Source organism: Pinibacter aurantiacus (assembly GCF_019130065.1).
In the GTDB taxonomy this organism is placed as follows: domain Bacteria; phylum Bacteroidota; class Bacteroidia; order Chitinophagales; family Chitinophagaceae; genus Pinibacter; species Pinibacter aurantiacus.
In genome coordinates this window covers 244,875-268,152 of sequence record NZ_JAHSPG010000003.1, presented here as the reverse complement: position 1 = coordinate 268,152, position 23,278 = coordinate 244,875, and the positions used below count along the sequence as shown (strand labels likewise).

Below are 23,278 nucleotides of genomic sequence, written 5' to 3'. Positions count from 1 at the left end.
GAGTTGAGAGTTGTTTTTGCAAAAACTCTCAACTCTCCATTCTCAACTCTCAACCAAACAGAAACCATGATCCCAGAAATACGCAACGAATACAACAAACAATTCACTGAACAAGCATATAACGACTTTCTGGAGGAGCTTGACGACGCATATCCCGGCGCTATAGAATTTCGTTTGGCGGAAACACCGGTATTTGTGGACAAAGCATTTAAAAATAAAATGTTGGACGCCTGTGAAAGCATTGTTGATTTTATAGTTGATCCTGCATTTAAAGAGCTTACGGAAAAATCAATTCCACCAGGCGAACGGTTTGCCAATGAAACATCTCCGTGTCAAATGTTGGTGTTTGATTTTGGCATTTGTGAAAGCAAGAATGGCGAAATAGAACCCATGCTAATTGAAATGCAGGGATTTCCGTCGATGTATGCTTTTCATGCCTGGTTCCCCGAGATCATGCGCAAACATTTGTATGTGCCGGAAAATTTTACGCCATATTTAGGCGGCTATACGAAAGAGAGTTTTATCGGTGAGTTTAAGAAGATAATTTCAGATGATCTGCCGGTCGAAAATGTTGTGTTGCTGGAAATAAAACCGCATGAGCAAAAAACGCGAATAGATTTTTATTGTACAGAAAAATATACAGGCATCAAACCTGTTTGTATTTCTGAATTGATACTGGAAGGTCGTCAGTTGTTTTACATGCGCGATGGCAAAAAGACATTGATCAAAAGAATTTACAATCGCGTCATTACCGATGAATTAAAAGCAAGACGCCACGAGTTTGAAAACCTGATTGATATTACGCAAGACTTCGATGTAGAGTGGATTCCGCATCCCAACTGGTTTTATCGCATTAGCAAATACACGCTGCCATTTTTGAGGCACGAATATGTACCTCAGACTTTTTTCCTTAATGAAATAAAACAATTGCCTGCTGATCTTGAAAACTATGTATTGAAGCCGTTGTTTTCATTTGCAGGGCAAGGTGTAGTAATCGATGTAACTAAAGAAGAAATTGAAAAAATAGACGACCTGGAAAACTGGATTTTGCAACGCAAAGTTCAATATGCAAACATCATAAAAACACCCGACGAAAACGATCCTGCAAAAGCTGAGATCCGCATCATGTACCTCTGGAACAAAGATTGGTCAAGACCCAAAGCTGTCCTTAATCTCGCCCGTCTGAGTAAAGGAAAAATGATCGGCACACGATATAATAAAAACAAGACCTGGGTGGGAGGGAGTGTTTGCTTTTTTGAGGAATTATGAATTAGGAATTAGAAATTAGGAATTAAGAATTAGAAATTAAGAATTAGAAATTAAGAATTAGAAATTAAGAATTAAGAATTAAGAATTAAGAATGCTTTCTGTGTAGCGTTAGATATCAAATGCAATGTAATTTTTCGTTCAAAAAAATCAGTGTAAATCAGTGTAATCAGTGTCATCTGCGTGCTCTCGAAATAAAAAGTGCGGAGTAGAAACTCCGCACCACATCCTAGAAAAACGAAATTAACATCCTTTATATTTAGTCGTTTTTTCCCATCCAGTCAGGACGTACTTTGCTGTCGTCCTCTTTTGTAACCACGTTAATGTTGATCACCCAGCTATTCATTTCATACAACAATTCAAGCTCCACTTTCAAATTTTTGTAGCGGTCATCACCTGTTTGTAAATGCAATGCGCTCGTTACAAAAGCCAGTTCCTCTTTCGGCGCTTCATAATTTCCTTTCAGGTAAAGAATAGAACCATCAATCAATTTTATGTTCACATTGTTGAGGTTGCGATAGAATGCGCTGTAAGCTTTGGCGGCCTGAGGATATTCTTCATAGTGACCCATAACTGCTTGCCAGCTTGCAGTTGTGTCCAGTGCTGAGTGGTATCGCGTGATCATACAACTCTCGGAACCTTCCAATTCAATATTAGAAGCGTAGTTGTCAATTTCGCCTTGTGATAAAACAAGATCTCCCGCAATGTTTTTGTAATTAAATGTAAAGTCTTTCAGAACCGCGGTCATCGTTTCAGAAAAGTTTCCTTTTCTTGGGGTTGTTGATGACTGCGCATAACCAATGGTTGTTGCCAGCAGGCAGATAATCAGGGCAGTAGTCGGCTTCATTGAAGTAGGATTTATGACGGCAAGTTTAGAGCATAACTTTTTAGCATCAAATAGGTGTAGGGTCGTTTGATAAAAAAATAAAACAACACGATTTGAATATCGTTTATTCAACAACGTTATTTCGGTTTTCATAGATGTTAACAAAAGGTTACCTCGATTTTGAAATGCTGATTGCCATTGATTTTGACAATCGAGTTAATAATGGCCGACTAACGAAAGTCTGTTTTGCTGCCGTTAAAAAGTAAGATTTCCGTAAAATACAAATGTGTAGAAATACTATATCCGATGTTAGAAACTGCACACCCCACTATCTTTGATAATCATAGAGTTAGATAAATCCTGTTTTTTGGAAAAAAAGGAATTTTCATCGGCATCGTAAAAAAACGAATGGTGTATAAACGCTATAAACCGGTATAATGGAAGCTGTGTGGAGCGAATCGCATTCGAGCTCCTAACTTTGTTGCATGAATGAAGAAATAGTGATAAGGAAGATAAGACAGGAAGACAATAAAGCATTGGCCGCAATTTTGCGAAACGCATTGACTGAGTTTGGCGCCAACAAACCTGGAACTGCATACTTCGATCCGACAACCGACAATTTGTTTGAACTCTTTCAGCAACCACGGAGCGTATATTTTGTGGCGCTTATAAATGATGAAGTGGTTGGTGGCGTGGGCATTTATCCCACAGAAGGGCTGCCTTCAGATACTTGCGAACTTGTAAAAATGTATCTGTCGTCCAAAGCGCGTGGAAGAGGGCTGGGCAAATTTCTTATTGATAAATGTATAGAATACGCAATAGGGGAAGGTTATTCAAAAATGTACCTGGAAACATTGCCAGAACTGCACAAAGCGGTAAAAGTCTACGAAAAATTTGGCTTTCAATATCTGGATGCTCCGTTGGGTAATTCAGGGCATTTTGGTTGTGATGTGTGGATGATTAAGGAGTTGAGAGTTGAGAGTTGAGAGTTGAGAGTTGAGAGTTGAGAGTTGAGAAAAATGTAGTCCCTGAAGATACAACATTAAAGCTTAAACACAGAGTGTTTGACTATATAAGTAACTTTCAACTCTCCATTCTCAACTCTCAACTAATTAAGCGTACACTTCATACACCGGACTAAACAAATACACTTTGCCGGTTTTTATTTCTATGCATTGGAAGCGTTTGCGGAGTTGTTTGCCTTTTTTGAAAACGCGGCCTCCTTCTATGGTGAAGTTTTCTCCTTCCTGCACTTGCTCTACCAGTTTCATACCTTCTTTTACGGGATCGTATTTTTTTAGAACACGCATCAGGTTTTCATCTGCGCAACTGCTGGCAGGAAGATTGTTTAACGACTTCAGTAAAGTCTTTTCCACATCTGCGGGGAAAATATCTTTATGCAAAAACTGTGAGAGCAATTGTTTGTATAATTCTTTCCATTCCTTTCCATGGGATTGCACTTTGTTGCCAAATTGCAGAAAGGTCACAAGATGTGCCAACTCGTGGATTAGTGTGATGAGGAACGCGTATTGATTAAGGTTTCCATTTACGCTGATGCGATGGTTTTTTCCCGGCACTGCATGGCGATAGTCTCCCAGTACAGATTTTCGTTCACGCGTAATAGTGAGGTGAACCTTAAACTGATGAATATACTGAAGCACAGGCTCTAATGAACCTTGAGGAATGAATGCTTGTAAACTATGAAGAGGTTGTTCTGATTTAGGCATTTTTTTTCTGCTGCTTGCTTAATTGTAATACACTACGCATTTCAAAAAAGGTATAAATTAAATACATTCCCATGCAAGCAAAAAGCGCAGGCTTATTGATATTTTGCCTCGCTGCAAAAACATATGCAAAGGCTGCAATCATGCAGACCATAAGTTTTAGGAACATTCCACTGTAAACATTTCTCAGGAAGCCCTGTGTGGAGGAGTGGGCCAGTCCGCGCTGGTACAATACGAACGAACAGGCTGAAACTAAAAAAAGTAGAAGATTGCCACAGGCAAGCACCGTGACATTAAACCCGTTTGTCTGCAAAAATGCCTTGCAGGCAAAAATTAAAATAGTAATGATAACGAATACGAAAATTATTGGCTGAATTGCTTTTAGTATGCTTTTATTTTCCATTTGCTGCCGCAGCTTTGTTTTTTTTTACTTCAATCAAGTGTACGGCAAAGTTAATCCCCAAACCAATACTGGCCTAGGGGTAGCTTGTTCTATTTCCAGACCCGGTAGTTAATAATTAATAATTAGTAATTAATCTTTTAGGTCTCCTCAGTTGGCTCTTTCATTCGATTGAGCCATCAAAGGGAATTGCAAAAAAAATGAGGTTGCACTTTTTAAAGACTGCAACCCTATTAATTATTCTTTATTAATATTAATTGAACTAGTATTATTTCACCATCGCCAATCTTTCTTTTTTACCTGAAGACAAAACTGCATCTGCTTCTTGTTCAACTTCTGGTTCAGTCATTTGAACCGTTCCTGCCGGGATCATGTGGCAATTACCGTTGAATGAAGCGTTGGGCTCTACCTGCAATTTACCTGCAGCAATGTTGCCATTCACAATGCTGTTGTCTTTCAGTTGAAGCAGTTCTTTTACGGTTACGTTGCCCGTAATTTTACCTACAACATCTGCCTGCTGGGCAATAATGTCGCCTTCAACTTTGCCATTTGGCCCTATAATAACTTTGGCTGTACTGTTGATGTTCCCGATGATGGTGCCATCGATGCGCATATTGGAGTTGCTGGTAAGGTCGCCTTTCACAGTGGTGCCCGCACCTACAAGACTTGTACTGTTAGGTGATGCAACTTCTGCCGGAGAGAAGTCGCTGTTGGATTTGTTTTTAAACATAGTATCAGATTTTATTCAGTGGATTTTTCGGGCTCAGGAACATTTAGCAAACTGGTATCCAGTTTTACCGTAGCATCCCCACCCAAAACCTTTTTTACGTTTTCCAGATATTGGTCTTTATACTTTGTGGCCCTTTCAAGAGAATCTGTCCTCATTTTCAACTCCCTCAACTCTCTTGTGCCTGATCCTGATCCGTAACCGGGTATGTACAATTTAAGCGGCGTAAACACTATCAAACCCACTGTGAGTCCTGTAAGCAAAACAAAAATGGTACTTAGAAAAACATATACACTTAACCGCGATAGCTTGAATGTAACGACCTCTTCGTAGGAGTCATCGTTCATTATTACCAGTCTATAACGGTTTCTCAGCCTTTTTAGTGTAGAAGTTCCTTCTATTTTCGCCATAGTTATAATTCAGTGCTCTAAGGTAGTGTTTCAGTTCATTTTAACAGCTAACCATCGCAAAAATTATTATCGTGAAATGTCAATCGTCAATCGTGAATAATCCCTGATAATTAATCGTATCCAATGATCGGGAATCTTATTCACCATTCACCCTTCACGATTCACGGCTTCTCCCAGCAATAACAATGCTAAAAAAGAAAAAAATGCTGAAACCTGCAATCGAAATCTGTTACATGACTTTTTAAAAGGGACATTTTTTGCGCTTTTTGTGGGATATTGAAAAAAACACCGTAGAAATACTTGGCCTAAGTGATGTTAATGATGAACTTGCAGTAGCTCGTAAAGAAATGTATAATTGCAAATAATAATATTAAGCAGGTTCGCCGGATTTTCCCTTCCATTTCGCTGCTCTTTCCGGGGAACTTTGGCTTAATTTTTTGAAGTAAATTTGAAATAATTTTTCCTTAAATAAGTTATTAAATCTTTATCCAAGAAGATGTTTTTATCGTTGAAAAGATTTTTGTTTGTAACTACCTTGTTGTTGGCTTTAGCACACGCTTTTGCCCAGCCCCATCTTGACCCTGATATCAAAAAGCCAAAAAAATTCGAGAACCGCACATTAGGGGCCGAAAAAACAGAAACAACGAAGTTTAAGCTTCCCAGAAAATTCATTCAGAATACAGTTACTCATTACAACTATTATTTCAACGCTGCCACCAAGCTTGACCAGGTACTTTCCCGGGCAAAAGAAATGCATAAAGATGACTACAGCAGACTGCTGCCTTTTTATAATTACAGGCTCGATAGAACTGCAACTTTTAAACAGGACCTTGACAGCGTAATCTACAAGTCAACCGCGGGCATTTTGCTGCACGATCTTCGCAACAGTTATATAGACAATTTATACCTGTTGATTGGTCAGGCATATTATTTCCGAAACCAGCTGGATTCCGCACACGTTACTTTTCAGTTCGTGAATTTTTCGTTTGCACCAAAGGAGGAAGGGGGATATGATAAATACATCGGAAGTAATGCAAATGCTGACGAAGGTGGCAACGCTTTTTCCATTTCTACAAAAGAAAATACACAATTTGCGCACCGACTGTGGGCGCGGCCGCCAAGCCGTAATGATGCTTTAATATGGCAGATCAGAACGTCTATTGCAAGCAATGAGTATGTGGAAGCAAGTAGTTTGATATTGACGCTTAAAAGGGATTCTTTGTTTCCCAAAAGATTGGCAACTGATCTAAACGAAATGCAGGCCTGGAACTTTTACCGCCAGGAAATTTATGATAGCAGTGCTTTTTACTTAGCAAAGTCGCTGGACAATGCAGACAACAACGAAGAAAGATCGAGATGGGAATATTTGCTGGGGCAGATGTACTCAATGACAAATAACAAGACGCTAGCTTCTCAATATTATACAGAATCAATTAAGCACACGATCAATCCGGTGCAGGAAGTTTATGCACGGTTAAACAATGCAAGGCTTGCAAACGATTCGCTTCATAACCCGCTGGCACAAGCGATGCAGGAGCTGTTGAAAATGGCAAAGCGTGAAAAATACCTGATGTACCGCGACATTGTTTATTACACTGCATCAGAGGTGGCACAAATGCAAAATGATCCCGAGAATGCCAAGCAACTACTTTTAAAAAGTGTACACTCCAGCATAGATAACCCGGGACAGAAAGCCAAGTCATTTCTAGCATTGGGCGACATTTCATTTAAACAGAAACAATACGGTGAGGCAAGCCGCTACTATGACAGCGTGAACGTTTCGTCGCTCGATCCGGCACTTGGTATTGAAGCACAGCTAAAAGATCGACGAGAAGCTCTGCATGTTGTCGTCAAGCAAATGGATATTATTCATCGCCAGGATAGCTTACAATACATTGCTGCATTGCCACAAAAGGAGAGGGATGAAGTGATAAGGAAAGTGCAAAGAACGCTCAGGAGACAACAGGGCCTTAAGGATGAAGAATATACTTCCGGAAGTGTGAATACGCCCGGAAGCAACAATGCTGCAGTAACCGATCTTTTTAATACCAACACAAAAGGCGACTGGTATTTTTATAATGCCACGCAAAAAACAAAAGGTGCCACGGAATTTAAATCTGTTTGGGGAACAAGACCGAATGTAGACAACTGGCGACGGTCCGCTGCAATTGCGGGTGCAGTGGCGCAGATGAACAATGGCGGTCAGGGGGCGGATGACGCGGCTAAAAAGAATGCTGCGGCAAGTGCTTTTAGTTTTGAAAGCTTGCTTGATAAATTGCCCACCACTCCGGAGAAATTAAAAATATCAAATGATTCAATCGAGCACGCCACATTTGAGCTAGGCGTTGGCTTGCAGGATTATCTTGAAGACTATGCTTCTGCCATTGAAAAATATGAATCGCTGCTGCAGCATTTTCCGCAAACGGTACATGAGCAGGATGCTCTTTTCAATCTTTACTATTGTTACGAGAGATTGGGAATAACTGACAAACAGATGGCCATTAAAAGACAATTGGACAGCAAGTATCCAAATGGAAAACTGGCAGCAAGACTAAAAAATGGCGGCATCTCTGCAGACAGTTTGCTGAAACGGGATGCGACCACTTTATACGACGATATCTATAACAAATTCATAGAAGGTAATTTTACCGAAGCAGCGGCTGAAAAGAAGATTGCCGACAGCAAGTATGGCAACAAATACTGGACACCGCAATTGCTGTATATCGAAGGCGTGCATTATGTGCACGAGCGCGATGACAGTACAGCGAGGGTGGTGTTGAACAGTATTTTGCAATTGTATCCTAACAGCACCATGCGTGAAAAAACGCAAAACCTTTTAAGTGTATTAAGCAGACGAAGGGAAATTGAAGAATACCTGACCAATCTGAAAATAGAAAGACCAGTAGAAGATACAACAGCCGCCATTGCTGATGCAGAGCCTAAGAAGCAGCAGCCGCAACCGGAGGATTTTGACATAAAAGAGGCGAAGGGAAAACCAAATGATGTGAAGTTGCTAAACGATAAGGGCAGACTTGATAAAACCAATATCAATCCGAATCAACAAGCGCTTGCTTCTATTGATCCGGGATTATTGTACCTGTATGAAAAAGATCTTTCAGGTAAACTGATTGGTGGAAGGGCAGATTCTACAGGTCGTTTAAACGCTGCCAAACCGGGCGTGGTTGTGCCGGGCATAGTAACAGGTTCGCGTACGATAGATTCAACTTTATTGTACCAATACGAGAACCAGCAAAAGGAACTGGCAAAACAAAATATCAACAAGGAGACTGTGGATTCATCAGCCATTGCAAAAGGCAATCCTATAGTCGCAGTACCAGGTTTACAATCAGGACAAAAGATAGATTCTGCCAAACTAAATGTAATTCCGTTGAACGAAGTGAAATCAGCTTATTCAATAGATCCGCGCAAACCACAGTTTGTAGCACTTGTAATGGAAAAAGTTGATCCGGTGTATGTAACAGAAGCAAGAAATGCCTTCAGCCGCTACAACAGGGATTACTACAGCGGAAAGACGATCGGGTTAAGCAATGTAATCATTGACGAGAACAACAAGCTTTTGCTATTCAAAGGATTTGCAAGTATAAACGAAGCACTCGATTACTTGCAAAAAGCCAAGAAGGCTGCGCCATCAGAAATTATTCCATGGCTCAGCGCCAGCAAATATTCATTCATACTTCTTTCAGACGATAACCTTGAGCTGTTGAAGAACAAGAAGAATATCCAGGAGTATAAGACATTCTTGCAGCAGTCGTTGCCGTCACAGTTTTAGTTGAGAGTTGAGAGTTGAGAGTTGAGAGTTGAGAGTTGAGAGTTGAGAGTTGAGAGTTGAGAGTTGAAAAATTTAAGCCTCGTAAGATACCATTTATTTCAAAAATTCTAGAATGCCTGCAGGTTATGCCCGCAGGCATTTTTGTGTAAGGCCAACCAACTCTCAACTCTCCATTCTCAACTCTCCACTTTTTTACCCTTCCACATTCGCCATCTACCTCCATAAAAATTTTTGTCGTTATTTATTCGTTATTGGTCGACGCCATTTTTTCTATATCTGAGGTAAGAAATAGTTTTGGGGCGTTATACGAGAAGATTCGTTTTTTAATTGATTATTGATTTTACCGATCGTAACCTAAAACCTGTACGCATGAAAGTTAAACTTACAATCGTAGCACTATTATTTGTTACACTGGCCAGTGCTCAATCTGGTACACAACCTGCGACAACTGCACAGCCAATTCCGGAGTCTTCGTTCCATTGGGGAATAAGGGCTGGCCTTAATTTCACCAGCATTAGAGGGAATGGAATGGACACAAAATTTGGAACTGGTGCAGAAGGCGGCTTGTTTGGAAGCTGGGATTTCAGCAAAAATTGGAGCTTGCAACCTGAGATATTAGTGAGCCAGTCAAACACTAAAAGATCAGATGATTTTATGGTGTATTACGTAAACTCAGGAAAGGCTTCAGGAAACACAGCAATTAAACTGACGACCCTGAATGTTCCGGTGCTGTTGAAATACAATGTCACCAAAATGTTTTCGGTGTTGGCAGGGCCTCAGTACAACTACATGTTGTTTGATAATGAAGATCTGCTGAGAGATGACAAAGATGCGTTTACAAAAGGCGAGTTCAGCGGAAACGTAGGTGCTCAGTTCAATGTGCAAAGCGTAAGCATCTATGGCCGTTACAACTTTGGGTTGTCGGACATCAACAATGTGGACGACCGTTACTCATGGCATTCTTCGCACATCCTCATCGGTGTTGCGGTTAGATTAAAATAGGTTTTTTTAATGCTTAAGAAAAGGTAGTGTGTAGCGAAAGCTGCGCACTATTTTTTTTAATAACTGAATAACTGAATGACTGAATAACTGAGTGGTTTATTTTCGATGAGCATAACCGAATATGAACATTCAGTTATTCAGTTAATCAGTTATTCAGTTATTGGACCACAACAGAACCTTTCATGTTTGCATGAAAAGTGCAGTGATAAGAAAAAGTGCCAGCAGTGGAAAATGTGTGAGTGTATTTACCTCCCTGTTTTATTGTTCCACTATCAAAGCTTCCATCATTTGCTGTTACCGTGTGATCCATATTGTCATTGTTGATCCAGGTAATTGTAGTACCCGCTTTTACGGTTATGGTGCTGGGATCGTACTGTGTGTATTGCATTGAAACGGTATTATTTCCCTGGTTATTACCGCTATTGCTACTCGAGCCGTAACCGCTGTCTTTACTGCAGGATATGACGATCAATGTACTCCACAAAACAATCAGAAATCCTGCTGATATGAGTTTTGTTTTCATAAAATCGCTTTATTTCTTAAATACGTAACAACACGGTCGCCGGTTGCTTGCATTTTGGCTGCATTTAGCTCATTAACACAGAGTCAGGCTTGCGGATAATTGCATAAAAAAAGCGCCTTGTTGAGGCGCTTTTTCCATGGTTAAATATCATTAAACAAGTTCTTTTTCTTCTTTGAATGCCTCTCTCGGCTTTAATCCAAACAACTGGAACATTGCCATATCCTCATCGAAGCCAGGGTTCGGAGTGGTAAGCAATTTCTCACCGGTAAAGATGGAGTTTGCTCCCGCCATGAAACACAATGCCTGTTCAGATAATGACATTTCTGTTCTACCTGCACTCAGGCGCACCATGCTGCGAGGCATAATGATTCTTGCAGTAGCGATCATACGCACCATATCCCAGATCTCAATTTTGGGATTATCTTGAAGTGGAGTTCCTTTTACACGAACAAGCGCATTAATAGGAACGCTGCCAGGATGCTGAGGAAGTGTAGCCAATGTGTGCAACATGCCGATGCGATCTTCATGTTTTTCACCCAAACCTATGATGCCTCCGCTACAAACACTGATACCTGCTTTACGCACGTTATCAAGTGTATTTAAGCGGTCGTTATATGTACGTGTAGAAATGATATCTGCGTAGTGTTCAGAAGATGTATCTACATTGTGGTTGTAAGAATACAAACCCGCATCATGCAATTTCTTCGCCTGGTCTTCAGAAAGCATACCAAGCGTACAGCAAACCTCCATACCCAGTTCGTTCACTCCTTTTACCATGTCGATCACGCGGTCAAAGTCGCGGTTGTCGCGAACTTCGCGCCATGCAGCGCCCATACAAAAGCGTGTAGAACCTGCATTTTTAGCACGCTCTGCATATGCCAGTACTTCTTCTTTTTTCATTAAAGCCTGTACATCTACACCTGTATTGTAACGTGCAGCCTGCGGGCAATAAGCGCAATCCTCAGGACAGCCGCCTGTTTTGATAGATAGCAAAGTACAAACCTGTACTTCTGCAGTATCCTGATGCTCACGGTGAATCGTAGCCGCCTTGTAAATAAGCTCCAGCAAGGGAGTATTGTATATTTCGGAGATTTCCTCTTTGGTCCAGTCGTTTCTAATAGTCATTGTAATTTTTTTTGGGATGATAGAGACAAGGCATTGCCTTGTCTGTACTATAGGCATTGTCTTGTCTTAATTGCAGCCAAGGTGATGCCTTGGCTCTACAGATAATTCAAATTAGTTTTTGGTGTCAATGTCAAAACTGTTTCATACATCAGTTTGATCGTATTTTCAATATCGCTTTTGTGCAGCATTTCCACAGTCGTGTGCATGTAGCGCAAAGGAATTGAAATCAATACAGATGGGCAACCATCATTGGCGTATGCAAAAGAATCGGTGTCTGTACCGGTGCTTCTGCTCACTGCCCTCAGTTGAACAGGAATAGAAGATTTCTCCGCTACGTCCTGCACCACCTGCAATAGCTTATTATGAACCGCCGGTCCAAATGCCAATGAAGGGCCTTTACCACAAGCGATATCGCCTTCAATGATCTTGTTCACCATTGGCGTTGTTGTATCATGGGTAACATCAGTGATAATCGCAATGTTCGGTTTAATTCTTCTTGCGATCATTTCAGCACCACGCAAACCGATCTCTTCCTGCACAGCATTTACGACGTAAAGTCCGAAAGGAAGTTTCTTTTTATTTTCTTTTAATAATCTTGCTACTTCTGCGATCATAAAACCACCAACGCGGTTGTCGAATGCGCGACCGATATAGTAATCGTTAGCCAGTTCTGCAAAACCTTCCTGGTAGGTTACTACCGCTCCAATGTGAATGCCGAGCTCTTCCACTTCTTTTCTGTTTCTGGCGCCGCAGTCAAGGAACAGGTTTTCAACCTTTGGTTGCGGTTCTTTATTTTCATTATTGGAAAGACGAGTGTGAATGGCTGGCCACCCGAAAACGGCAGGAACGTTGCCCTTTTTACCGTGGATAAACACCCTTTGTGCAGGAGCTACCTGGTGGTCCACGCCGCCATTGCGCTTTAGGTACAAAAGACCTTCGGGAGTGATGTAATTTACAAACCAGCTAATTTCATCTGCGTGTGCTTCGATCACTACTTTAAAAGGAGCATCGGGATTGATTACGCCCACCGCAGTGCCATAAGGGTCTACAAATGTGGTATCTACAAATGGTTTTAAATAATTAAGCCAGATTCTTTGGCCGCTTGCTTCAAATCCTACCGGAGAGGCATTGTTAATATATTCTTTTAAAAACGACATTGATTTATCGGTTAAAAAAGAGCTGCTTTTTTCTTTCTTTGCTGCCATGAATGCGTTTTAGCGGTCAAAGATAAGGGGAAAGGAGAATATCAGAAATATTCGGAGGCAACTTAAAACCGCTAAGCATATATGATTAATGTCAGGAAAATTGGAAAACCGTCCGCTGGATAGCTACGAACATATCGACCGATGCGGTTAGTTGAATTTCAACCGGAAAGCTCCGCAGGAACGGCACGCTAGTAGCACAAAAATTAATGGTTCGTGCGAGACGAACCATCAAATGAAGATTTAAATCAGTAAAATTGAAAACTACCCGTTTGTAAGTACCACCACCTGGCTGGTGATGACTGTATCGCTAATATTTTCGCCTCTGTCCTTCAGCCAAAATTGAACTTGAATGGTATCATTGGGGAAGTGTGCTGTATCGGTATTTCTATGCAGGAAATCATAGCTTAAAGTCATTTGCAGCTTTCCCTTTTGCCAGTTCTCAGGATACGTTGGAACTGTATCTGGCAAAACTTCGTATGGCAAACCATCTCCAGCCCCCAATGGTCTTTGGTTCAACCTGTCGGGATAATAATAAAGAACGCCGTGACTTACGTCTCCCTGCTTGTCCGTAAACTCCATTTCAACTACCAAAGACTGATGCCTTCCTACCGTGTTTGTATTCTGATTGGTAATTTTCAATGAGGGCTTCGTCTTATAATTATCTTTGTTGCAGGCAAACAATAGCGCTACGGATCCTATTATTGCTATAGCTGTTATGTTTCGCTTCATATAACTTATCTGTAATTAACAAATTTAAAGGATGCAGGCATTATTTCCTAACACAACGGAGTTGATCAATCAGATTTTTAACAAAGCAAACATTGCTTTCGATGATCTTTGCCTGCAGGTTTTCCGGTTTCAATATTATAACAATTCAATTTACAGGAAATTTGTCAACGCCTTGAATATTAACGAGGAAAATGTTGATTCGGTTGCCAAAATTCCCTTTTTACCAATAAGTTTTTTCAAATCGCATGAAGTTGTTACTACAAATTTTGAACCAGAGCATTTGTTCGAAAGCAGCGGTACAACAGGCTCTGTAAATAGCAAACATTTGATCAAAAGTTTGAGCCTCTACAAAGAGAGTTTTACAAAAGCCTTTGAACTTTTTTATGGCAACCCTGCCGATTGGTGCATTATAGGACTATTGCCTTCTTATCTTGAAAGACAAACTTCCTCGCTTGTAGTAATGGTGGATGAATTGATTAAGCAAAGCGGCGATCCGCAAAGCGGTTTTTATTTGTATGATCATGAGAAGCTGCACACGGTATTGCAGCAGCTCGAAGCAAAAGGGAAAAAGACATTGTTGATAGGCGTCACATTTGCATTGCTGGATTTCGCGGAAAAATATTCCATGCAATTAAAAAACACTATCGTGATGGAAACCGGTGGAATGAAGGGGCGGCGGGAAGAATGGACACGCGATGAAGTGCATGAATTTTTGATGGAAAGATTGGGCGTAAATAAAATTCATTCTGAATATGGCATGACCGAATTGCTATCACAGGCATATTCAAGCGGTGATGGTATTTTCAGCACGCCGCCATGGATGAAAATTGTATTGCGCGAGGAAGATGATCCTTTAAGTGTTCGACAACCTTCTGCTAAAGCAATCAATGGAGTGATCAATGTGATAGACCTTGCGAATATTTATTCCTGCTCATTTATAGCCACTGAAGATGTCGGCAAACTCTTTCCCAATGGTGATTTCAAAGTATTGGGAAGACTGGATAACAGCGATGTAAGAGGTTGTAGTTTGATGGCGCTTTAATTAGTTGAGAGTGGAGAGTTGAGAATGGCTTTCAGTTTAACCCATAAATAGAAAAGTCGCATCACTGTGATGCGACTTTTCTATTTATATCATTCTCAACTCTCAACTTTCAATTCTCCACTAATAATCGTTGTCCTTGTTCTTTTTGCCACCAAACAATCTCTTAAAAAATCCTTCTTTCTTTTTCTCTTCCTCTGGTGGTGCGGCAACAGGTTTTTGCGGATTGTTCTTTTTATTTTGTCCTTTAGCTTCGTTCAGCACTTTTTGTTCCTCCGGATCAAGTCTTGAATCTACCGGCACGTGCACATTTGCAGTATCAAGGCGCAGGTATTCATTTGCATTACCATTTCCCTGGTCATCACCTTCTGCACCTGGAGGTGGAGTAGGATCAAAGTTTTGGTAAGACATCATCAAGCCATCGCGAATAGATTCCGGTTGAATGAATTTCGCTTGCCTGTCGATGCCTAAAGTTTTATCAGCATACACTTTTTGGAAGAAGTATTCCCAGATTGGTTTGCTCGCTGCACCACCATAACCCAGGGCACCTTCGAGGCGAATAAATCTGTCATCGCAACCAACCCATGTTCCTGCCACTAATTGAGGAACGTATCCCATGAACCAGGCATCACTGTTGTCATTCGTGGTACCTGTTTTGCCGCCCATTTCAGCCGCTCCCAATCTTGCACGCAAGCCTTTCGCTGTACCTACATCCACCGTTCCCTGCATCATGCGGCACATTGTGTATGCACCGTTTTCGCTGATAACCTGTTTAACAGTTGTCTGGAAACTTTCAAGTACGTTACCATTTTTATCTTCTATACGCGTGATATAAATTGGTTTTGTGCTAAAGCCTCTGTTAGGGAACATTGAATAGGACCACATCATTTCAAACATAGAAAGGTCGCAAGCTCCCAGTGCTATTGATGGATACGGCTCAACCTTTGTTTGGATATTTACATTCTTCAGGAATTCAACAAATCTTTTTGGCGTTACCTGCTTCATGATATAAGCGCTGGCACAGTTCAAAGAATAAGCAAGGGCATTAGCCATCGTAACTGTTCCTCCTCCACAGATACCTCTGGCAGGAACCATTCCGTAGCCAGGGAAATTCTGTGCACTGTTCTCAACAGGTGTTTCAGGAGTAAAGCCAATCTCTTCAATTGCATCGCAATACAAAAGTGGTTTAATGGTAGAACCCACCTGGCGTTTTGTATTGATGTTTACGTGGTCGTATTTATAAGTTTTAAAGTCGATACCGCCCACCCATGCTTTCACTTCACCAGTTACCGGGTCCATCACCATGAATGAAGTTTGCAGCATTTGCCTGCAATACCTGATGGAGTCCATTGGAGACATCACTGTATCTTTTTGCCTGGTGCTGTTCCATGCAAACACTTTCATGGGCACCTTCTTGTTGAATGAAGCTTTTAGTTCTTCATCAGACATGTCGTCATCCTTGCCATTTTTCCAGCGATCGCTGTTTTTCATGGCTGCATTCAAAATGTTTTCGTGGTCTTTCCAAACTTTACCTGTCTTAATTGCGCCTTGTGTGTTCAACACTTTTTGAAGTGCAGGCATTTGTTTTGCCACCGCCTCTTCTGCATACAATTGCATGCGTGGGTTGATGGTGGTGTAAATGCGCAAACCGTCTTCGAAAAGATCGTAAGGCTCACCGGTTGCAGGATTTTTATGCTCTTTGCACCATTTTTTAAGATCGTCACGCAATACATCGCGGAAGTAAGGGGCAAGACCAGTTGTTTCATCCATTTTTTTGTACCGGCCCATATCGATTGGGATTGCCTTAAGCTTCGTAGCATCTTCGCTTGTCAGCTTACCATTCTTTACCATCTGGTCCATTACGGTGTTGCGTCTGTCTCTTGCTTCCTTTGGATTTCTGCGAGGGTTGTACAAAGTGTTTCCTTTCAGCATACCCACCAGAATAGCTGCCTCGTCTACCGTTAAGCGATCCGGTTCTTTCTGGAAGAAGGTTAGCGACGCGTTGCGGATGCCATAAGTGTTATCGCCAAATGGAACCGTGTTGAGGTATAAAGTGAGAATTTCTTCTTTGGTAAAATTTCTTTCCAGCTTCACCGCAATGATCCACTCTTTCACCTTTTCGATCACACGTCTTACCATGTTTTTCGAACCTTGTTCGAGCAGGTTCTTTGCCAGCTGCTGGGTAATGGTACTGCCACCGCCCTGCAAACCACCCGTGAATACAGCACGCATAACCGATTTACCATCGATGCCTGAGTGAGAATAGAAACGTTCATCTTCTGTGGCAACAAGTGCGTCGATTACGTGCGGAGAAATATCGCGGTATTTAACACTGCTGCGGTTTCCTTTTTCACGATAGAATTTTCCCATTAAAGTTCCGTCGGAGGCATATACCTCGGAGGCCTGCATAATGGTTGGGTTTTCCAGCTGCGCCAGTGAAGGCAGCTTGCCAAAAACTCCAAAATTTATGAGAAGAAATATGAGTAGAAGGATGCCTGCGCCCCAGAGTGCCAGTTTCCAAAAAATGCGAACGGAGTTTTTCATGTTAATTGCTTAAAGTAGAATGGTATTTAGTAGCAAAAATCGACCCGAAAATAAGGAATTTGTAGGGGCGAATTGCATTCGCCCTTGAAATATCACGCTGCAGGAAAAATACAAAACGACTCTCCGTATTTGATTGATCATCGGGGAAATGCAAGGGCGAATGCGATTCGTCCCTACGCGCATTACAATGCCAAACAAAAATCCCCCGTAAAAACGGGGGATCTCTTTAACCCTTAAAACAACCAACATGAAAAAATTCTACAATATTTTAACAACGTTTAAAAGAAATGGTTCAGTGAAAAGTTGTTTTTGTAAATATTTATTTAAAATTTTTATGCCAAGGCTATATCAAGAACTTGCTGCATCGTTTTCACATAGTGAAACTTCACGCCCTTGATGAAGCCGGATTCTATTTCCTGTACATCCTTTTCATTTTGCCAGCACATAATAATCTCTTTCAAACCTGCTCTTTTTGCTGCAAGTACTTTCTCTTTTATACCACCCACCGGCAACACCTGACCCCTCAAAGTAATCTCACCTGTCATTGCCAGGTAAGGCTTTACTTTTCTACCTGTAAAAGCAGATGCAAGAGCCGTCATCATCGTAATGCCCGCGCTTGGGCCATCTTTTGGAACGGCACCTTCCGGTACATGTATATGAACACTTTTCTTCGAAAAAAGATCGCTGTTTATGCCAGTTTTTTTTGAGTTCGATTGTAAATAGGTCAATGCCGTCGATGCACTTTCTTTCATTACATTGCCCAGGTTACCGGTAAGCTTCAGTTCTCCTTTGCCATCGCTAAGGCTTGTTTCGATAAATAGAATATCACCTCCCACGTAAGTCCACGCCAAACCAACGGCAACGCCCGGCATATTGGCGGTTTTGTATATTTCGTTACTGTAGCGAGGTTTACCCAATATTTTTTCAATATCGTTACCGGACACTGTGGAATCAACTTTGCCTTCTATCGCATAGTCTTTTGCTTTGGAACGCATGATGCCTGCCAGCTGTCTGTCAAGTTCACGAACACCGCTTTCTCTTGTATAATCTTCCACCACCTGCTGCAGCACCTTGTCGCTCATTTTAAGGTTCACGTTCTTCAATCCGTGCGCCTCTTTTTGCTTTGGCAAAAGATGTCGCTTTGCGATCTCTACTTTCTCTTCCACTGCATAACCGCTTAGGTCAATTATCTCCAAACGGTCGCGCAAAGCAGGTTGAATGTTCGCGATATTATTTGCAGTAGCGATAAACAATACCTTGCTCAGGTCGTACTCAAGCTCAAGGTAGTTGTCGTAAAATGTATTGTTTTGTTCAGGATCCAAAACTTCCAGCAAAGCAGAAGATGGATCTCCACGAAAATCATTTCCTATTTTATCAATCTCATCCAGGATGATCACCGGGTTGGATGATTTTATTTTTCTGATCGATTGTAAAATACGGCCTGGCATGGCTCCAATATAGGTTTTGCGGTGACCGCGTATTTCACTTTCATCATGCAAACCACCAAGGCTCAGGCGCACATATTTTCTGTTGATCGCATTCGCAATGCTTTTACCAAGCGAAGTTTTACCAATGCCGGGAGGGCCTGCGAAACATAAGATGGGGCTTTTCATGTCTCCTTTTAATTTCAACACGGCAAGGTATTCAAGAATGCGCTCCTTGATTTTCGCCATGCCAAAATGATCTTCATCCAGGATCTTTTTAGCCTTCTTGAGATCGTAAGAATCCTCTGTATATTCTTCCCACGGAAGATCGAGCATCAGATCGAGATGGTTGTACACTACAGAATAATCCGGAGTGGTTGGATGCATTCTTTCCAGCTTCTCAATGCCTTTCTTGAACATTTCCTTTGCAGCTTCCGGCCATTTTTTGGCTTCGGCCTTTTTCTGCATTTCCTTCACTTCCCTTTCATTGGTATCACCGCCAAGTTCATCCTTAATACTCTTCAATTGTTGCTGAAGAAAATATTCACGCTGCTGCTTATCCAGCTCGTTGCGGGTTTTGTTGGTCACTTTGTTTTTCAACTCCGCAAATTGCAGTTCCTTTTGCAGGATCTGCATCAGTAGGTCCGCGCGGGAATGAATATGGTTAATCTCCAGCAGCTTTTGTTTTTCTGCCAGCTCCGTATTCATATTGCTCGAAACAAAGTGAATGAGGAAAGATGGGTTCTCAATATTTTTTAGAATAATCGCCGCTTCTGACGGAAGGTTGGGCGACAATTGTATGATTTGTGTAGCCAGTTCTTTAATATTGGCAACGTAAGCTTCAAAGTTCTGGTCGGTTGGAGCGGGCTCTTCTTCCAGTAACTCGATCGTTGCCTTGAAGTAAGGATCCTCCGCTGTGATGGCGACAGTTTTAAAACGTTTCTTACCCTGGATGATCACTGTGGTGCCACCATCCGGCATTTTAATCAGCTTTACGATCTTGGCAATTGTGCCAATGTCTTCAAGATCGGTAACCGTGGGGTCTTCAACAGTACTGTCTTTTTGAGCGATAACACCAATTAATTTGTCAGCTTTATAAGCGTCATTAACTGCTTTTATGCTTTTGTCTCTTCCAACGGTAATGGGCAAAACCACGCCGGGGAAAAGAACTGTATTGCGTAGAGGCAAAAGAGGTACTTCATCGGGTATCGTCAATTCTACTCCGTCATCCCCTTCATTCTCGTTTAGTGGAATAATGGGCATGAAATCCATATCATCTTCTGGCTTAAATAAAAAATTCGAACCTTTCATTTATATATTAATTCATTAATAATCAGCTGTTATGAGTGCATAACCAGCCGGGTTGATCCAAATGCGGATTAGACATCTACAATTTTTGAAAAGGGTGACAAAATAACACCGCCTTTTTTAAAAAAACTAATTTTTGGACCACTCCTAAATTGTCAACTATGATGCCACGAAGAAAAATGAGTAAAAACGTCAGGTAATTGGAACAAATAAGAAATTAAAAAGAAAAAAGTAAAAATCAAAACGTTGTAACAGATTTTGTAGAATGTATGTTCGCCTAATAATAGAAAAGGTCATTTTCGCTAACCGGAAAATGACCTTCAGGCATTTTTATTTTTACTTTTTTACTTTTTATTTTTTACTTACAAAAAACGCCAGCCCAAGCTCACCTGGAATCCTGTATTTTTCCAGTCTTCAGGCTTTGAAGTGTTGTTGATATTGTTCAAACCTGTGTACCATCTGCCGGATACTTTGAAAGTTGCAATATTGAGTTGAACGCCCAATAAAAGACTCAAATCCCCGCCCTTAAAAGCATTCTCGATGGTTTGAGTAAGATGCTCGTTCTTGTTCGTTAAAATACCGGCTTGCAAGCCGCCTTGCAATGTCAGTGGTTTTATAACGTTGTAGTTGAGCAAGACAGGTACAGAGAGATAATTAAGCTTTACATCCTTAAAATTGTTTGGATCGTAAACGTCGCTCGGTTGTTCGGCAACCTTTGCGCCATATTGGTTGAAGAGCAGCTCAGGTTGAATGCCCCACTTTTCTGAGAAATTGATAACGCCAAAAAGCCCTGTCTGGTAACCATAATTGAATTCGTCCTTAAAGGATTGTCCTGTTACTTTGGTAATGTTGGCCCCGGCTTTAATGCCAAACTGAACTCCCTGCCCATGCGTGGTAACGGATAGTATACTCAGTATGCATGCCAGCAGGATATAGGTTACTTTGGTTTGCATTTGGTTGTATTGTTTGTGTTATAAAGGCAAAGATTATACCATTGCTATTTTACCACTAAGGCACTAAGGGCACGAGCTTCACTAAAACGGTTAAAAGGAATAGAGATTAAATAGGGGGGACATTTTTTATAAAAAGGCAAATTCTTTTTTCGCAGTTCGCCATGTTTAATGAAAACTATGACGCTCATCTTTCTTCAAAGTTACTTTTTAAATCAACTTCTTAGTGAAACTTGGTGGCCTTAGTGACTTAGTGGTAAAGATTCGAGCGAAGCGAGTCGCCTTACATATCAAAATATGTTGTTTCTTAGCAACCAGAAAATTCACCCGAACTGCTAATATGAGATATCTTCCGATTGTGTTCTTGTTGTTTGTGACAAACCGGTTTTGCTATGCCGCTGATAGTACATCTGCTCTTTTAGATGAATTGAAATCTGTTATTACGTCCAGCGCCACTTACGATTCTGCCAAAGTCACAGAAATAAGTGGATTGAAAAAACAACTTGACACTGCTTCCAACAATGAAGTTCGGTTTGCCATCAATCTTCAATTATATAATCAGTATCGCATATTTAAATACGACTCCGCTTTTGCATACGCTAAAAAGCTTCAGTTCTTAGCTGCAGATCTGCATGACCCGGAAAAGATCACTTCTGCAAAACTCAAGATGGCATTTATATTATTGTCGTCTGGCATGTTCAAGGAGACTTTGGATACGCTGAATACAGTAAGCATTCAGTTAAAAAGCCCAACAGTAAAGGCAGAGTATTATACCCTCATGGGCCGTTATTATTATGACATTGCCGGTTACATTGCAGATCCGCATTATTCGCCGGACTACGATATCAAAGGCAACCGCTACATCGATTCGGCCTTGCAATATTATGCGCACGAAAGTTTTGAATACAATTACTACACCGGTTTGAGAAATTATAAGTCCGGCAACATGGCAGCAGGCACGGCAAGTTTTGAAAAGTTATTGGCCACCAACCTGCCTTTTCACCAATATGCGGTAACGGCTTCGACATTGAGCGGCATATATTTTGAGAATGGCCAGCCGGATAAGGCCATCGATCTTTTGATAAAAGCTGCCATTGCAGACATAAAATCTTCCACTAAAGAAACAGTTGCTGTCTTCAATCTTGCCCAGCTCTTGTATAAAAAAGGAGATGTAAAGATGGCCTCGCTGTTTATAGAAAGTGCGGTTGCCAACGCGGATTTTTATGGAGCAAGGCAAAGAAAGGTGCAAATGAGCACCATCGTTTCATTAATAGACGCTGAAAAGATCAATAATGTAGAAACGCAGCGCCGCATTTTATTGCACTACGCCGGTATTGTGACCCTGTTTGTGATTTTGCTTGCCACTTCGGTGGTGATCATCCTGAAGCAAATGAAAAAATTGAAGCAGGCACAAAAAGTAATTACCGAAGCGCACCGCATGCAGCAGGAAATAAATGCCAAGCTGGAGGAAGCCAACACAAAACTGGAAGAAGCCAACAAGATCAAAGAGGAGTACATCGGGTACTTTTTTAATATGGACTCCGACTTTTTCTCCAAACTGGAGCGCCTGAAAAAATCCCTCGAACAAAAAATCGCCGAAAAGAAACATGACGAGGTGAAATATATTGTTGGAAATATTAATCCCAAAAAAGAACGTGAGGATTTGCTGAAAGACTTCGACAAAGTTTTCCTGAAGCTCTTTCCAAACTTTGTGAACGTTTACAACTCCATGTTTAAAGACGAGGATAAAATAGTTCTTCGAGACAACGAATTGCTCAATACCGACCTTAGAATTTTTGCCCTCATAAGAATGGGCATTCACGACAATGAAAAAATTGCCCAGATACTTCAATACTCTGTTAACACCATTTACGCCTACAAGACAAAAATCAGGAACAAATCACTCGTTCCAAATGAAGAGTTTGAGGCTAAAATTATGTCAATCAGCACCGTTTAAAACTCGAAATTAACCCGAAAAGCGTTGATATTAAATAATTTTCAATACGTTATCAATTTGCTGAATATCAAATTATTGAAATTCTAAAAGGCCTTAAAAAGACCTATATTTTCTATACAACACCTGTATTAATTGTTCCCATTTATCAACAACCCTTTCTTTGATCAGAAATTAGAAACCGGCTATTGGTTACCGCTGGTTTGAAATTGCTTGTTGTATGAAAATAATTAGCTGCGAAGTAGAACTATCTTGTTGTCATTTTACAAAACAGGTTAACTCTGACCTGGGCACAATGAACGGATTCCATTCCGGTTTTTCATTTTCCACAA

General features: G+C 41.0%; 18 protein-coding genes. 6 read left to right on the top strand and 12 right to left on the bottom strand.

Features of this window, described 5'->3' with window-relative positions; genetic code table 11:
* The first annotated feature begins 66 nt into the window (after window positions 1-66).
* Window positions 67-1,269 (top strand): hypothetical protein, encoded by a 1,203-nt coding sequence (locus KTO63_RS06945; protein ID WP_217790509.1) that lies wholly within the window; start codon window positions 67-69, stop codon window positions 1,267-1,269.
* A 256-nt stretch (window positions 1,270-1,525) separates the two neighbouring features.
* Here KTO63_RS06945 and KTO63_RS06940 read toward each other — a convergent pair whose 3' ends face one another.
* Complete coding sequence (locus KTO63_RS06940) at window positions 1,526-2,113, bottom strand: hypothetical protein (protein ID WP_217790508.1); 588 nt, start codon at window positions 2,111-2,113, stop codon at window positions 1,526-1,528.
* Between the two features lie 464 nt (window positions 2,114-2,577).
* On the opposite strand from KTO63_RS06940, the gene KTO63_RS06935 reads away from it, so the two are divergent.
* Window positions 2,578-3,078: a GNAT family N-acetyltransferase gene (locus KTO63_RS06935; RefSeq protein ID WP_217790507.1), complete on the top strand. Its 501-nt coding sequence runs from the start codon at window positions 2,578-2,580 to the stop codon at window positions 3,076-3,078.
* 126 nt (window positions 3,079-3,204) lie between these two features.
* Here KTO63_RS06935 and KTO63_RS06930 read toward each other — a convergent pair whose 3' ends face one another.
* From KTO63_RS06930 to KTO63_RS06915, 4 genes are all read right to left on the bottom strand, one after another.
* Window positions 3,205-3,819, bottom strand: coding sequence for a SprT-like domain-containing protein (locus tag KTO63_RS06930; RefSeq protein ID WP_217790506.1), 615 nt, complete (start codon window positions 3,817-3,819; stop codon window positions 3,205-3,207).
* The gene (locus KTO63_RS06925) at window positions 3,812-4,219 is read right to left on the bottom strand and encodes a hypothetical protein (protein ID WP_217790505.1); all 408 of its coding nucleotides are present in this window, start codon (window positions 4,217-4,219) and stop codon (window positions 3,812-3,814) included. Before KTO63_RS06925 ends, KTO63_RS06930 begins: the two co-directional genes overlap by 8 nt.
* Before the next feature lie 265 nt (window positions 4,220-4,484).
* Window positions 4,485-4,946: a bactofilin family protein gene (locus KTO63_RS06920; RefSeq protein WP_217790504.1), complete on the bottom strand. Its 462-nt coding sequence runs from the start codon at window positions 4,944-4,946 to the stop codon at window positions 4,485-4,487.
* Window positions 4,947-4,957: 11 nt separating this feature from the next.
* A complete protein-coding gene (locus KTO63_RS06915; RefSeq protein WP_217790503.1) occupies window positions 4,958-5,353 on the bottom strand; it encodes a hypothetical protein in 396 nt (131 codons plus the stop codon).
* Window positions 5,354-5,849: 496 nt separating this feature from the next.
* Between KTO63_RS06915 and porW the strand changes: the two genes are divergently transcribed.
* Window positions 5,850-9,143, top strand: coding sequence for a type IX secretion system periplasmic lipoprotein PorW/SprE (gene porW / locus KTO63_RS06910; RefSeq protein ID WP_217790502.1), 3,294 nt, complete (start codon window positions 5,850-5,852; stop codon window positions 9,141-9,143).
* A gap of 369 nt (window positions 9,144-9,512) precedes the next feature.
* Window positions 9,513-10,145: a porin family protein gene (locus KTO63_RS06905; protein WP_217790501.1), complete on the top strand. Its 633-nt coding sequence runs from the start codon at window positions 9,513-9,515 to the stop codon at window positions 10,143-10,145.
* 157 nt (window positions 10,146-10,302) lie between these two features.
* Here the strand turns inward: KTO63_RS06905 and KTO63_RS06900 are convergent, their stop codons facing one another.
* The 4 genes from KTO63_RS06900 to KTO63_RS06885 form a co-directional block, all read right to left on the bottom strand.
* Window positions 10,303-10,668: a cupredoxin domain-containing protein gene (locus KTO63_RS06900; RefSeq protein WP_217790500.1), complete on the bottom strand. Its 366-nt coding sequence runs from the start codon at window positions 10,666-10,668 to the stop codon at window positions 10,303-10,305.
* Window positions 10,669-10,818: 150 nt separating this feature from the next.
* Window positions 10,819-11,793 carry a biotin synthase BioB gene (bioB, locus tag KTO63_RS06895; RefSeq protein ID WP_217790499.1) on the bottom strand — a complete coding sequence of 325 codons (975 nt, stop codon included), beginning with the start codon at window positions 11,791-11,793 and terminating at the stop codon, window positions 10,819-10,821.
* A 95-nt stretch (window positions 11,794-11,888) separates the two neighbouring features.
* Window positions 11,889-12,998 carry a M42 family metallopeptidase gene (locus tag KTO63_RS06890; RefSeq protein WP_217790498.1) on the bottom strand — a complete coding sequence of 370 codons (1,110 nt, stop codon included), beginning with the start codon at window positions 12,996-12,998 and terminating at the stop codon, window positions 11,889-11,891.
* A gap of 261 nt (window positions 12,999-13,259) precedes the next feature.
* Entirely contained in the window at window positions 13,260-13,727 is a 468-nt protein-coding gene (locus KTO63_RS06885; protein WP_217790497.1) for a hypothetical protein, read from the bottom strand.
* A gap of 31 nt (window positions 13,728-13,758) precedes the next feature.
* Between KTO63_RS06885 and KTO63_RS06880 the strand changes: the two genes are divergently transcribed.
* Complete coding sequence (locus KTO63_RS06880) at window positions 13,759-14,769, top strand: LuxE/PaaK family acyltransferase (RefSeq protein WP_217790496.1); 1,011 nt, start codon at window positions 13,759-13,761, stop codon at window positions 14,767-14,769.
* A 120-nt stretch (window positions 14,770-14,889) separates the two neighbouring features.
* On the opposite strand, the gene KTO63_RS06875 is transcribed toward KTO63_RS06880, so the two are convergent.
* The 3 genes from KTO63_RS06875 to KTO63_RS06865 all read right to left on the bottom strand — a co-directional run bounded on the left by KTO63_RS06875 (window position 14,890) and on the right by KTO63_RS06865 (window position 20,995).
* The gene (locus tag KTO63_RS06875; RefSeq protein ID WP_217790495.1) at window positions 14,890-17,310 is read right to left on the bottom strand and encodes a penicillin-binding protein 1A; all 2,421 of its coding nucleotides are present in this window, start codon (window positions 17,308-17,310) and stop codon (window positions 14,890-14,892) included.
* 332 nt (window positions 17,311-17,642) lie between these two features.
* Window positions 17,643-20,045: an endopeptidase La gene (gene lon / locus KTO63_RS06870; RefSeq protein ID WP_217790494.1), complete on the bottom strand. Its 2,403-nt coding sequence runs from the start codon at window positions 20,043-20,045 to the stop codon at window positions 17,643-17,645.
* A 359-nt stretch (window positions 20,046-20,404) separates the two neighbouring features.
* Window positions 20,405-20,995, bottom strand: coding sequence for a porin family protein (locus KTO63_RS06865; protein WP_217790493.1), 591 nt, complete (start codon window positions 20,993-20,995; stop codon window positions 20,405-20,407).
* 337 nt (window positions 20,996-21,332) lie between these two features.
* Between KTO63_RS06865 and KTO63_RS06860 the strand changes: the two genes are divergently transcribed.
* Complete coding sequence (locus KTO63_RS06860) at window positions 21,333-22,949, top strand: DUF6377 domain-containing protein (RefSeq protein WP_217790492.1); 1,617 nt, start codon at window positions 21,333-21,335, stop codon at window positions 22,947-22,949.
* Window positions 22,950-23,278: the final 329 nt, after the last annotated feature.

Bases quoted from the DNA above. Each gene is read 5' to 3' on its own strand.
- KTO63_RS06865 (WP_217790493.1), bottom strand. From the start codon at position 20,995: ATGCAAACCAAAGTAACCTATATCCTGCTGGCATGCATACTGAGTATA.
- KTO63_RS06885 (WP_217790497.1), bottom strand. From the start codon at position 13,727: ATGAAGCGAAACATAACAGCTATAGCAATAATAGGATCCGTAGCGCTA.
- bioB (WP_217790499.1), bottom strand. From the start codon at position 11,793: ATGACTATTAGAAACGACTGGACCAAAGAGGAAATCTCCGAAATATAC.
- lon (WP_217790494.1), bottom strand. From the start codon at position 20,045: ATGAAAGGTTCGAATTTTTTATTTAAGCCAGAAGATGATATGGATTTC.
- KTO63_RS06945 (WP_217790509.1), top strand. From the start codon at position 67: ATGATCCCAGAAATACGCAACGAATACAACAAACAATTCACTGAACAA.
- KTO63_RS06940 (WP_217790508.1), bottom strand. From the start codon at position 2,113: ATGAAGCCGACTACTGCCCTGATTATCTGCCTGCTGGCAACAACCATT.
- KTO63_RS06920 (WP_217790504.1), bottom strand. From the start codon at position 4,946: ATGTTTAAAAACAAATCCAACAGCGACTTCTCTCCGGCAGAAGTTGCA.
- KTO63_RS06915 (WP_217790503.1), bottom strand. From the start codon at position 5,353: ATGGCGAAAATAGAAGGAACTTCTACACTAAAAAGGCTGAGAAACCGT.
- KTO63_RS06900 (WP_217790500.1), bottom strand. From the start codon at position 10,668: ATGAAAACAAAACTCATATCAGCAGGATTTCTGATTGTTTTGTGGAGT.
- KTO63_RS06860 (WP_217790492.1), top strand. From the start codon at position 21,333: ATGAGATATCTTCCGATTGTGTTCTTGTTGTTTGTGACAAACCGGTTT.
- KTO63_RS06925 (WP_217790505.1), bottom strand. From the start codon at position 4,219: ATGGAAAATAAAAGCATACTAAAAGCAATTCAGCCAATAATTTTCGTA.
- KTO63_RS06930 (WP_217790506.1), bottom strand. From the start codon at position 3,819: ATGCCTAAATCAGAACAACCTCTTCATAGTTTACAAGCATTCATTCCT.
- porW (WP_217790502.1), top strand. From the start codon at position 5,850: ATGTTTTTATCGTTGAAAAGATTTTTGTTTGTAACTACCTTGTTGTTG.
- KTO63_RS06905 (WP_217790501.1), top strand. From the start codon at position 9,513: ATGAAAGTTAAACTTACAATCGTAGCACTATTATTTGTTACACTGGCC.
- KTO63_RS06880 (WP_217790496.1), top strand. From the start codon at position 13,759: ATGCAGGCATTATTTCCTAACACAACGGAGTTGATCAATCAGATTTTT.
- KTO63_RS06890 (WP_217790498.1), bottom strand. From the start codon at position 12,998: ATGGCAGCAAAGAAAGAAAAAAGCAGCTCTTTTTTAACCGATAAATCA.
- KTO63_RS06875 (WP_217790495.1), bottom strand. From the start codon at position 17,310: ATGAAAAACTCCGTTCGCATTTTTTGGAAACTGGCACTCTGGGGCGCA.
- KTO63_RS06935 (WP_217790507.1), top strand. From the start codon at position 2,578: ATGAATGAAGAAATAGTGATAAGGAAGATAAGACAGGAAGACAATAAA.